General features: G+C 61.3%; 13 protein-coding genes. 7 read left to right on the forward strand and 6 right to left on the reverse strand.

The annotated features are described in order from the left end of the window. The first annotated feature begins 5 nt into the window (after positions 1–5). From phoU to J3P86_RS00375, 3 genes are all read left to right on the forward strand, one after another. A complete protein-coding gene (phoU, locus tag J3P86_RS00365; RefSeq protein WP_072397242.1) occupies positions 6–767 on the forward strand; it encodes a phosphate signaling complex protein PhoU in 762 nt (253 codons plus the stop codon). Positions 768–932: 165 nt separating this feature from the next. Next, a complete protein-coding gene (locus J3P86_RS00370; RefSeq protein WP_305497677.1) occupies positions 933–1,886 on the forward strand; it encodes a response regulator in 954 nt (317 codons plus the stop codon). A 246-nt stretch (positions 1,887–2,132) separates the two neighbouring features. Then, positions 2,133–3,029 (forward strand): peptidoglycan DD-metalloendopeptidase family protein, encoded by an 897-nt coding sequence (locus tag J3P86_RS00375; RefSeq protein ID WP_434626772.1) that lies wholly within the window; start codon positions 2,133–2,135, stop codon positions 3,027–3,029. A 175-nt stretch (positions 3,030–3,204) separates the two neighbouring features. On the opposite strand, the gene J3P86_RS00380 is transcribed toward J3P86_RS00375, so the two are convergent. The 3 genes from J3P86_RS00380 to phoB form a co-directional block, all read right to left on the reverse strand. Then, complete coding sequence (locus tag J3P86_RS00380) at positions 3,205–4,545, reverse strand: hemolysin family protein (RefSeq protein ID WP_434626770.1); 1,341 nt, start codon at positions 4,543–4,545, stop codon at positions 3,205–3,207. Positions 4,546–4,667: 122 nt separating this feature from the next. Next, a complete protein-coding gene (gene phoR, locus J3P86_RS00385; RefSeq protein WP_434631561.1) occupies positions 4,668–5,954 on the reverse strand; it encodes a phosphate regulon sensor histidine kinase PhoR in 1,287 nt (428 codons plus the stop codon). An 81-nt stretch (positions 5,955–6,035) separates the two neighbouring features. Further along, positions 6,036–6,725 (reverse strand): phosphate regulon transcriptional regulator PhoB, encoded by a 690-nt coding sequence (phoB, locus tag J3P86_RS00390; RefSeq protein WP_003177195.1) that lies wholly within the window; start codon positions 6,723–6,725, stop codon positions 6,036–6,038. 152 nt (positions 6,726–6,877) lie between these two features. Here phoB and J3P86_RS00395 point away from each other — a divergent pair, with 152 nt between their 5' ends. After that, positions 6,878–7,261: a COG4315 family predicted lipoprotein gene (locus J3P86_RS00395; RefSeq protein ID WP_434570569.1), complete on the forward strand. Its 384-nt coding sequence runs from the start codon at positions 6,878–6,880 to the stop codon at positions 7,259–7,261. A gap of 155 nt (positions 7,262–7,416) precedes the next feature. On the opposite strand, the gene ubiA is transcribed toward J3P86_RS00395, so the two are convergent. Further along, positions 7,417–8,307 (reverse strand): 4-hydroxybenzoate octaprenyltransferase, encoded by an 891-nt coding sequence (gene ubiA / locus J3P86_RS00400; protein WP_434699209.1) that lies wholly within the window; start codon positions 8,305–8,307, stop codon positions 7,417–7,419. After that, positions 8,307–8,912 carry a chorismate lyase gene (locus J3P86_RS00405; protein ID WP_434626764.1) on the reverse strand — a complete coding sequence of 202 codons (606 nt, stop codon included), beginning with the start codon at positions 8,910–8,912 and terminating at the stop codon, positions 8,307–8,309. Before J3P86_RS00405 ends, ubiA begins: the two co-directional genes overlap by 1 nt. Before the next feature lie 134 nt (positions 8,913–9,046). Between J3P86_RS00405 and J3P86_RS00410 the strand changes: the two genes are divergently transcribed. The 3 genes from J3P86_RS00410 to J3P86_RS00420 all read left to right on the forward strand — a co-directional run bounded on the left by J3P86_RS00410 (position 9,047) and on the right by J3P86_RS00420 (position 10,854). Beyond that, positions 9,047–9,214 carry a rubredoxin gene (locus J3P86_RS00410; protein ID WP_003177199.1) on the forward strand — a complete coding sequence of 56 codons (168 nt, stop codon included), beginning with the start codon at positions 9,047–9,049 and terminating at the stop codon, positions 9,212–9,214. A gap of 24 nt (positions 9,215–9,238) precedes the next feature. Beyond that, positions 9,239–10,387: an NAD(P)/FAD-dependent oxidoreductase gene (locus tag J3P86_RS00415; RefSeq protein WP_434570564.1), complete on the forward strand. Its 1,149-nt coding sequence runs from the start codon at positions 9,239–9,241 to the stop codon at positions 10,385–10,387. A gap of 191 nt (positions 10,388–10,578) precedes the next feature. Continuing rightward, positions 10,579–10,854 carry an HU family DNA-binding protein gene (locus J3P86_RS00420; protein ID WP_065758133.1) on the forward strand — a complete coding sequence of 92 codons (276 nt, stop codon included), beginning with the start codon at positions 10,579–10,581 and terminating at the stop codon, positions 10,852–10,854. Between the two features lie 113 nt (positions 10,855–10,967). On the opposite strand, the gene J3P86_RS00425 is transcribed toward J3P86_RS00420, so the two are convergent. Further along, on the reverse strand, positions 10,968–11,585 hold the full coding sequence (locus J3P86_RS00425) for a hypothetical protein (RefSeq protein WP_434626761.1): 618 nt from the start codon (positions 11,583–11,585) through the stop codon (positions 10,968–10,970).

Raw genomic sequence — 11,585 nt, forward strand, 5'->3', positions numbered from 1 at the left:
CAAAGATGATTAGTAAAGAAGGCCTCACCCACCACATTTCCGCGCAGTTCAACGCCGAGCTGGAAGAGGTGCGCAGCCACCTGCTGGCCATGGGCGGGCTGGTGGAAAAGCAGGTCAACGACGCGGTGACCGCGCTGATCGAGGCCGACTCCGGCCTGGCCCAGCAAGTGCGCGAGATTGATGACCAGATCAACCAGATGGAACGCAACATCGACGAAGAATGCCTGCGCATCCTGGCCCGTCGTCAGCCTGCGGCTTCCGACCTGCGCCTGATCATCAGCATCTCCAAGTCGGTGATCGACCTTGAGCGGATCGGCGACGAAGCCACCAAGATCGCTCGTCGCGCCATCCAGTTGTGCGAAGAAGGTGAAGCGCCGCGCGGCTACGTCGAGGTTCGCCACATTGGTGACCAAGTGCGCAACATGGTACGCGATGCGCTGGACGCCTTCGCCCGTTTCGACGCCGACCTGGCGCTGTCGGTGGCCCAGTACGACAAGATCATCGACCGCGAGTACAAGACCGCCCTGCGCGAGCTGGCGACCTACATGATGGAGGACCCGCGTTCGATTTCCCGGGTGTTGAGCATCATCTGGGTGCTGCGTTCGTTGGAGCGTATCGGCGATCATGCACGCAACATCTCGGAACTGGTGATCTACCTCGTGCGTGGCACCGATGTCCGGCACATGGGGCTCAAGCGGATGAAGGAAGAAGTTGAGGGCACCCCGTCCGAAACCGCTAATGTTCCCGGTCAAACTGACGATAAGTAAGATTGCCAAGAAAAGCGCCCGGCCTTCTGGTCGGGCTTTTTTTTGCGGTTTTTTTAATCGAAAGCAGCACCCGCGAACGAAAAGTCCCGGCGTGACTGAAGGTTTTTGGCGATGTGCCATCAGTAAGGCGGTATGCTTGCCGGGATTTTTTAGAGGTGTATCTGGATGAGTAAGGTCAGTGTGTTGGTCGTGGACGATGCTTCGTTCATTCGTGACTTGGTGAAGAAGTGCCTGCGCAACTACTTCCCAGGCATCCGCATCGAAGACGCGGTGAACGGCAAGAAAGCCCAGGCCCTGCTGGCCCGTGAAGCGTTCGACCTGGTGCTGTGCGACTGGGAAATGCCAGAAATGTCCGGCCTGGAATTGCTGACCTGGTGCCGCCAGCAGGACAATCTCAAGGGCATGCCTTTTGTGATGGTGACCAGCCGTGGCGACAAGGAGAACGTGGTCCAGGCGATCCAGGCCGGCGTTTCCGGCTACGTCAGCAAACCCTTCACCAACGAACAGTTGCTGACCAAGGTCAAGCAGGCCTTGAACAAGGTCGGCAAGCTCGACACGTTGATGAACAGCGCCCCGACCAAGATGAATTCGGCGTTCGGCAATGATTCGCTCAGTGCCCTGACCGGCGGCAAGGCCGCTCCGGTTGCCGCGGCTGCGCCAGCGGCGAACCCGTTTGCCAAGCCCGCTGCCGCGCCTGCACCCGCTGCGGCTGCCGCTCCGGCGGCACGTGGCTTGCTCAACAGCCCGCCCGTCAAGGCACCTGCCGCGTCCGCACCCACTGCCAATCGCGGCCAAGGCCAGTTGCGCCTGTCCAGCGGCACCCAGCAATGCGTGATCAAGGCCTTGAGCCTCAAGGAAGCGTTGCTGGTGGTCAAGCGCACCGACATCCTGCCGCAAGTGCTGGAGAGCTCGGTGCTGGACATGGAACAGGGCGACAACGCCGAAACCGCTCGTCTGAACGGCTACCTGCATGCCATCGTCGCCCATGAGCAAACCCCTGACAGCGAATGGCTGCAACTGACCTTCCGCTTCGTCGACAAAGACCCGCAGAAACTCGACTACATCTCCCGCCTGATCGCCCGCGGCACGGCGCAGAAGCACTTCGTACCGGGCGCCTGATCTGGCGGCGCCCCTCAGTCCGCTTTCGCGAGCAGGCTCGCTCCCACAGGTTTTTTGTAGGGCACAGATTTGTGTGGCCTGCACAAATCACTGTGGGAGCGAGCTTGCTCCGGGCGGCGATCCGACGATGAGGCCATCAGCTTCAACCCGACCGCCGATCCAATTTTGAAACATCCGTCGACTACGCTGGTCCATCCCAGCTGCTAGGCTGCTTTGCAGGCCTTCATTTCGACAGAATTCTTGCCCATGCTCGTGCCGTTGCTGTTCGCCTGTGGTCTTGTCCTGGCCGCCACCCCGGCCTTGGCCATGACCATCTACAAATCCACCGACGCCAATGGCGTGGTCTCCTACAGTGACCGCCCCAGCAAAGGCTCCCAGGTGTTCGTATTTCGTGATCGCATGGTCGAGCGCCTGGAGCGCCAGGTGTTTCTCGACATCAGGAAGCAGAAGGGCGCGGACGCGGTGTACGTGCGCAACGACCTCTATGCCCCGGTGGAAATCGAGCTGAGCTTCGCCGGGTTGCGCAACGTCAGCGGGGCGCCGAGCCGGCCGATCCGCCGCGTGCTGCCGGCGCGCAGCAATCTGCGCCTGGCGCTGCTGACGGCCACTCGGCCCGGCAGGCCTCTGGCTTATACCCCAAGGTTCGAATACTCCCTGGGCGACCCCGCAGGCACGGCGCAAGCTTATCGCTATCCGTTGCCCTGGCGTGGCGGGCCTTTCCGGTTGAGCCAGGGCGCCAACGGCCAATACAGCCATTACGGCCCGAAGAACCGCTACGCCATGGACATCGCGATGCCCGAAGGCACGCCGATCATCGCGGCGCGGGGCGGCGTGGTGGTCAAGACCGAGAACGAGCAGACCGGGCGCGGCACCGATCCTGCCGGCAACTTTGTGCGCGTGTTGCACGATGACGGGACCATGGGAGTCTACCTGCACCTGCAGAAGGGCTCGGTGAGCGTCCAGGAGGGGCAACGGGTCGTGGTGGGCACGCCGCTGGCGCTATCAGGCAACACCGGTAACAGCTCCGGCCCGCACCTGCACTTCGTGGTACAGCGCAACACCGGGCTGGGGTTGGTGTCGATTCCCTATCAGTTCAACCAGCCGGTGGGTGACTTGCCCAACTTTGCGTTGGGCAAGCAGTAGCGCCGCAGCGGCGGTGGAGGGGGCTTTTGTGGTGAGGGGATTTATCCCCGCTGGGCTGCGAAGCGGCCCTAAAAACCTTACATCGGTGTGTCCGTTGAATTGAGTTGGCAGTGTTGGGGCCGCTTCGCGACCCAGCGGGGATAAATCCCCTCGCCACAGAGGCCCACCGGGCCGGTCAACCGAGCATCAACACCTTCGCCAGAATGATCTTCGGCCCTTTCATCTTCTTGATGATGATCCGCAGGCCTTCGACTTCCAGCACTTCTTCCTCTTCCGGCACCCGTTTCAGGGTTTCGTAGACCAACCCTGCCAGGGTTTCCGCTTCGATGTGGTCCAGGTCGATGCCCAGCAGGCGCTCCACCTTGAACAGCGGGGTGTCGCCGCGCACCAGTAGCTTGCCCGGCTGATAGGCGAGGATGCCGCGCTCGGCCTTGCGGTGTTCGTCCTGGATATCGCCCACCAGCACTTCCAGAACGTCTTCCATGGTCAGGTAGCCGATGATATTGCCGTCGGCTTCTTCGACCACGGCGAAGTGCGACCCGCCCTTGCGGAACTGCTCCAGCAGCTGCGACAACGGCATGTGCCTCGATACTCGCTCCAGCGGGCGGGTCAGTTCCGCCAGGTTGAACGATTCGGGGATGTGGTCCAGGGCCGCCAGTTCCAGCAGCAGGTCCTTGATGTGCAGCAGGCCGACGAATTCCTGGCGCTCGCTGTCGTACACCGGATACCGGCTGAACTTGTGGCGACGGAACATCGCCAGGATTTCCTTGAGCGGGGCATTGAATTCCAGCGTTACCAGGTCTTCCCGGGAGTTGGCCCAGTCCACCACCTCCAGCTCGCCCATTTCCACGGCGGAGGCCAGCACGCGCATGCCTTGGTCGCTCGGGTCCTGGCCACGGCTGGAGTGCAGGATCAGCTTCAACTCCTCGCGGCTGTAATGGTGTTCATGATGCGGGCCGGGCTCACCCTGGCCGGCGATACGCAGGATCGCGTTGGCGCTGGCATTGAGCAGGTAGATCGCCGGGTACATGGCCCAGTAGAACAGGTACAGCGGCACGGCCGTCCAAAGCGACAGCAGTTCCGGTTTGCGGATCGCCCAGGATTTGGGCGCCAGCTCGCCGACCACGATGTGCAGGTAGGAAATGATGAAGAACGCGGTGAAGAACGACACACCCTTGATCACTTCCGGCGACTGGACGCCGACCGCGCCCAGCAGCGGCTCGAGAATATGCGCGAACGCCGGCTCGCCGACCCATCCCAGCCCCAGGGAGGCGAGGGTGATACCCAACTGGCAGGCCGAGAGATAGGCGTCGAGCTGGCTGTGGACGGTGCGCAGGATGTGCCCGCGCCAGCCGTTCTGTTCGGCAATGGCCTCGACCCGGGTCGAGCGCAGCTTGACCATGGCAAATTCGGCCGCAACGAAAAAACCGTTGAGCAAGACCAGGATCAGAGCAAAAAGAATCATGCCGAATTCGGCGAAGAGTGTAGCGAGGGACAAGCCAGGGGAAGGGTCCATGATGGAGTTTTGCAGGTTCCGTATGTTCGTATGATGGGAAATCGGCGCCTGAAAAGGCAGGCACAAGTCAGCCAATGTAGCGGCTGACCGGGCGATTGCCTAGTGGGGAACGCCCGCCGGCGTCATTCGTCGTGGCTGGAGTGCCGTCCGCGGACCACCTGCGCCGGGGTGAAATGGCAGGTAAACGTACTGCCATGGCCGGGCACGCTGCTGATTTCCATGCGTCCACGATGGCGCAGCAGCACATGCTTGACGATTGCCAGACCGAGCCCGGTTCCGCCAGTGTTGGAGTTGCGGCTGGAGTCGACCCGGTAGAAACGCTCGGTCAGGCGCGGCAGGTGCTTGCTGTCGATGCCGATGCCGGAATCGCGCACGCTCAGGTGTGCGCCTTGTTCATCGCCCCACCAGCGCACATGGATCCGCCCTTGTTCAGGCGTGTATTTGACCGCGTTGAACACCAGGTTGGAAAACGCGCTGCGCAGTTCCGCCTCGCTGCCCTTGAGTTGTACGGTCGGGTCTGCTTCAAGCGTGATGGACTGCTGCTTGGGGCCGGACAACTCCTGCGCATCTTCGGCAATGACTTGCAACAGGTCCTCGATGGGCACCGGCTGGTTGTCCGAGGGATAGTCGGTGGCTTCCAGCTTCGCCAGCAACAGCAGATCGTTGAGCAGTGTCTGCATGCGTCCGCCCTGCTGCTGCATCTGCTGCAAGGCACGGGTCCAGCGCGGGTTCACCTCTTCGACATTGTCGAGCAGGGTCTCCAGGTAACCGCAGATCACCGTCAATGGCGTACGCAGTTCATGGGATACGTTGGCGATGAAATCCTTGCGCATCTGTTCCAGTTGATGAATACGCGTCACGTCGCGCACCAGCATCAGGTGCTCGTTGTTGCCATAGCGGGTGATGTACAGCTGGATGCGCAGCCGATCATTGGTGGGCGACGGGATTTCCAGCGGTTCGGCGTAATTGTCTTGCTCGAAATATTCCTTGAAGCGCGGATGGCGCACCAGGTTGGTCACTGGCTGGCCGCTGTCCTGTGGCGTCTTGAGGCCCAGCAGGGTTTCTGCGGCGCGGTTCCACCATTCGAGGTTGCCGTCGCTGTCGAGCATGATCACCGCGTCTTTCAGCGCGGCGGTGGATTCCTGGACGCGGTCGATCACCGCCTGCAGGCGGCCGCGAACGCGCTGGTCGCGCCGTTGCAGGTGGTAGATGCTGTCGAACACCTCGCCCCACAAGCCGTAGCCGTCGGGCGGGGCCTCGTCGGGTTGGTGCAGGCGCAGCCACTCGTGCAGGCGCAGCAATTGCTTGAGGGTCCAGGCCAGGTAAAGCGCCAGGCCCACGGCCAGGCTCCAGCCGTAGTAGCCGGTGATCAGGCCGATCAACAGGCAACCGGTCACCAGCAACAACATGTGGCGGATCAGGGTGCCATGCCAGTTTTGATTCACTTGAGCGCGCGTCCTTGTCAGCTTGTCGGGCGGTAAGGGCTCGGGTCAGGCCTTTGTCGAAAAACGATAACCGGTGCCGCGCACGGTTTGTACCAGATTCTCATAGGCGTCGCCGAGGGCTTTGCGCAAGCGCCGGATGTGCACATCCACGGTGCGCTCCTCGACGTACACGTTGCCGCCCCAGACCTGATCCAGCAGTTGCCCACGGGTGTAGGCGCGCTCCTGGTGCGTCATGAAGAACTGCAACAGGCGATATTCGGTCGGGCCCATCTCGGCGGGCTTGCCGTCGATGGTCACGCGGTGGCTGATCGGGTCCAGCAGCAGGCCGCCAACTTCGATCGGCGCTTCGCCATCGGTCGGCCCGGCACGACGCAGCACGGCCTTGAGGCGCGCCACCAGCTCCCGAGGGGAAAACGGCTTGGTGATGTAATCGTCGGCACCGACTTCCAGGCCCTGGATCTTGTTGTCTTCTTCGCCCTTGGCGGTGAGCATGATGATCGGGATGTCACCCGTCAGCTCATCGCGCTTGAGACGTCGGGCCAGCTCGATGCCGGAGGTGCCTGGCAGCATCCAGTCCAGCAGGATCAGGTCGGGCTTGCGATCGACGATGATGGCGTGGGCCTGTTGAGAGTTTTCTGCTTCCATGCAGTCATAGCCGGCCATCTCCAACGCAACGGCGATCATCTCGCGGATGGGCGCCTCGTCGTCGACGATCAGAATGCTCCTGCCAACCATGGGGTAATCCTCTTGTCATTTAACTGTCTTGCGCCGCATTAGATAACGGAATTATTGCAGTCGTGTGACAGTTATTTCCCCGGACGGCAGCAGAGGCGATCTTGGGCTAGGCTTTTGGGTCCGAATCCTGACAACTGCAAAGGAAGGTTTCCATGGCTTATTACACTCGATCCCTCAAGGCGTTGGGGCTGGTAGCTGCGCTGGCGCTGCCGGGAATGGCGCTTGCGGCTGGCGAACCGGCAATGGTCAAGGATGGCGTGCTGGTCGATCATAAGGGCATGACGTTGTACACCTATGACAAGGACGACGGCGGCAAGTCGATGTGCAACGATAAATGCGCCGAAAACTGGCCACCACTCAAGGCTGAAAGCACCGCGACTCCTTCAGGCGAATGGACCGTGATCACGCGTGATGATGGCGCGTCACAGTGGGCCTATGACGGCGATCCGTTGTACACCTTCGTCGGCGACAAGAAGGCGGGTGACAAGACCGGCGACGGCAAGGGCGGCGTCTGGAAGATCGCCAAGCCCGACTGACCAGCACCGAACCGCTTTTCGTGGCGAGGGAGCTTGCTCCCGCTCGGTTGCGTAGCGACCGCAAGATTTTTGGGGCCGCTTCGCAGCCCAGCGGGAGCAAGCTCCCTCGCCACAGGGTTGTTCTTAATCCCACACCCAGTGCTCGGCCACAGAGCTCACCGCAACCCGTAATCCAGCACAATCCCGACAAAAATCGCCAACCCGGCCCAGTGGTTGTGCAGGAACGCCTTGAAACAACGCATCCGGTCCCTTCCGCGGGTGTACCAGAACTCCCAGGCAAAGCACGCGGCGGCGGCCACGAGACCGAGATGGAACCAGCCTCCCAGCTTGAACTGAGCCCCGGCCAGCAGCAGGCAGCCCAAGGCCAGGCCTTGCAGCGTCAGGATGATCACCCGATCGGCATCGCCAAACAGGATCGCCGTGGATTTCACGCCAATCTTCAGGTCGTCGTCCCGGTCGGTCATCGCGTAGTAAGTGTCGTAGCCCACCGTCCACAGCAGGTTGGCAATGTACAGCAGCCATGCGGCGGCCGGCAGATGGCCGGTTTCGGCGGTGAAAGCCATCGGCATGCCCCAGGAAAACGCCGCGCCCAGCACCACTTGCGGGTAATAGGTGTAGCGCTTCATGAACGGGTAACTGAACGCCAGCGCCAGTCCGCCCAAGGACAACAGAATCGTCGGCGCATTGGTGCACAGCACCAGCAGGAAACTCACGCTCATCAAGACCGCGAAGAACACCAGGGCTTCCTTCGAGCTGATCTTGCCGCTCACCAGCGGGCGCTGCTCGGTGCGTTTGACGTGGCCGTCGACCTTGCGGTCGGCCCAGTCGTTGATCACGCAACCGCCGGCACGGGTCAGCACTACGCCCAACACAAAAATCACGATGTTGGCCAAGGACGGCGAGCCTTCGCCGGCAATCCACAGCGCCCACAATGTCGGCCACAGCAACAGGTAGATGCCGATGGGCTTGTCCATGCGGGTCAGTTGCACGAAGTCCCAGGCCCGCGGATTGAGGCGGTTCAAGGATTTGAGCAGTTGCACGTACATCAGCAATTCTCCGAATAGGCGCGAGCGACGGTCCACAGCGGCGGCAGGAAAATCTCCGCCACCAGCACGCTCAACGCACCGCGATCGAAACGCGAGCGACGGCCCCACAACGCGTGGGCGCGAACCTCGGGTGGCAACCATTCGCTCGGGTAATGGCACACCTCGATCGCCCGGCGCTGGAATGCCTGGTCACAAAAAAGCAGCTCGCCCAAGGAGCGGCTGCCCAGTGCGTCCATCTGCAAACCGTCGCCCTGCAACGCGCTGCGTGCCGCCACGCTGCGGGCGAACACCCATGGTTGATCATGGCCGCGCAGGTAGACTTCGCGCACCCAGCCTTCGCTGCCCTCGGCCAGGTCCAGCGCGGCACACTCGTCGGCGCGCAACGGCTGCCAGCCCTCCAGCAGCGGTGTCACGCTGAAGTGGTCATCCGACAGGCCTGTAAGGCGCCGGGTCAGGGAGCCCTGGTCGAACAACCAGTCGAGCACGCAGGCATCGGGACGGGGCGACAGCAGGTGCTGGGGAAGCCATCGAAGTGTAGGAAATATCGAATTTGTAGGCGGCACAAGGGTCTTGAATGGCAGCGAATGAGGCCGCGAGCTTACCATGCCGGTCGGCGATTTTGGCCGAGCCAGGGCGCCGCTGCGCCGATCCCGCTTGCATCTGTCGCGACCGATCAGTACAAAACGGCCCTGAGCCGGAAAATACCGGCCAAGGCCTGACATCTTGAGGAAGTATCGGAATGAAAAAGTGGCAATGTATCGTCTGTGGCCTGATCTACAACGAAGCTGACGGCTGGCCCGACGATGGCATCGCGCCCGGCACCCGCTGGGAAGATGTGCCGGCGGACTGGCTGTGCCCGGACTGCGGCGTCGGCAAAATGGATTTCGAAATGATCGAAATCAACTGATCGTTTCATCAAACGGAGAGCAACATGAGCGCACCTGTCGTCATCGTCGGTACCGGCCTGGCTGGCTATAACCTGGCCCGGGAATTTCGCAAGCTCGACAGCGAAACCCCGTTGCTGCTGATTACCGCGGACGACGGCCGCTCCTACTCCAAGCCGATGCTCTCCACGGGGTTCGGCAAGAACAAGGACGCCGATGGCTTGAGCATGTCCGAGCCGGGCGCCATGGCCGAGCAGTTGAAGGCCGAAGTGCGCACCCACACGCGCATCAGCGGCATCGACCCGGGCCACAAACGCCTGTGGATTGGCGAGGAAGCGGTAAGTTATCGCGATCTGGTCCTGGCCTGGGGCGCTGAAACCGTGCGCGTGCCGGTGCAGGGCGATGCGGCGGACCTGATCTTCCCGATCAACGATCTCGAAGACTACGCACGTTTTCGGGCCGCCGCCGCTGGCAAGCGCCGGGTGCTGCTGCTCGGTGCCGGCCTGATCGGCTGCGAATTCGCCAACGACCTGGTCCTCGGCGGCTACGAAGTGGAACTGGTGGCCCCCTGCGAGCAAGTCATGCCGACGCTGCTGCATCCGGCCGCTGCCGCAGCCGTCCAGGCCGGGCTGGAAAGCCTCGGCGCACATTTCCACTTGGGGCCGGTGCTCAACCGTCTGCAACGTGTGGCCGACGGATTGGAGGCGCATCTGTCGGATGGCCAGGTGATTCCCTGCGATCTGGTGGTCTCGGCCATCGGCCTGCGCCCACGCATCGACCTGGCGGCTGCCGCCGGGCTGGTGGTCAATCGCGGCGTGGTGGTTGATCGTCAGCTGAAAACTTCCCACGCCAATATCTACGCTTTAGGCGATTGTGCCGAAGTCGATGGCTTGAACCTGCTCTACGTCATGCCGCTGATGAGCTGCGCCCGCGCCCTGGCCCAGACCCTGGCTGGCAACCCGACCGCTGTCAGCTACGGTGCCATGCCGATCACTGTGAAGACCCCGGTCTGCCCGCTGGTGGTATCGCCGCCACCACGGGGCAGCGAAGGCGCGTGGAGCGTCGAAGGGGAGGGCGCCGACATCAAGGCCCTGTGCCGCGACGCCCATGGCAATCTGTTGGGCTACGCCCTGACCGGTACGGCGGTGATGGAGAAACTGGCGCTGAACAAGCAGCTTCCGGCACTACTGGCGTAAATACTGGTCGCTCTGTCGCATATGCCCTGCTTTTCCGGCCACAAACGCCCGCCGGACACTGGCGCCGGTTGCGGCCCCGTGCCATCCTCACTCCGGTCTGCCGCAGAGTAGAGCCTGCGGCGCCTTAGGGGTTGTTCCGAAGAGAACAGCACGGACATAACAACAAAAAAATCGTCAAAGGGGCTTCATTCATGCGTAAACCAGAACTCGCCGCCGCCATTGCGGAAAAAGCGGACCTCACCAAAGAACAAGCCAACCGCGTCCTCAACGCTGTTCTCGAAGAAATCACCAGCGCCCTGCATCGCAAGGACAGCGTTACTCTGGTCGGCTTCGGCACCTTCCTGCAACGCCACCGCGGCGCCCGCACCGGCAAGAACCCACAAACCGGCGAGCCGGTAAAAATCAAGGCCAGCAACACGGTTGCGTTCAAGCCAGGCAAATTCCTGAAGGACAGCGTTAACCCATAATTGCGCCGACTACCTCGGTCGAGGAAAGCAAGCGGCAACAAAAAGGCATACCGATGAAGTCGATATGCCTTTTTTACGTCCGTAACAAACCCCATGGTCAGGAAGCTTTAGCCCTAGCCCAGCAGTTTGTTCGCAAGCGCCAGGTCGAACTGCTTGTTTCCGAATATTGATTTGGTCGCCAGAGCTTTCTTGAGCACATCTGAATCCAGACCCAGACCGTTTTTTTGCGCTGCAAAGAGAATCGTCAGGAACGGGAATGCGTAGTTGTCAGGCTCGGCCAATACATCATCAATCAATGCAGGCATGCCGAGAATGCAGTGCTCTGCCTTGGACAGGTAAAACTTTTCGAGCCGTTCGCTTATTTTGTTGACGGTTGCGCTGAGGGCCTGGGGAGACGGGGTTCTGATGATGCCTCCCAGTTCGTCACCGAATTGTTTCGTCTCTTCCGACAAGGAACTCTTCGACAAAAATGACGCGTTCAACAACCGACTCTGGTAGGGCGGCGATTGCTCTTTGCAGAAGCTGAAAGCCTCGCATGCATGGATCTCCAACCCAGCGTAATAACCATCGGCTTTGGTCAGGTGCTGAATGTAGATTTCCCCAAGCTTTTCTTTGGCTTTGAACAGACCAATTTTATTTTTGCTGGCCTTCAGATCCAGGTGTGGTGACGTTTTGTTTTTCAGCGTCGCCAGTAACTCCACTTCCACATTTTTGCGAATTTCTTGGCTCAT

The organism is Pseudomonas sp. D1-1 (assembly GCF_051132225.1).
Classification (GTDB): Bacteria; Pseudomonadota; Gammaproteobacteria; order Pseudomonadales; family Pseudomonadaceae; genus Aquipseudomonas.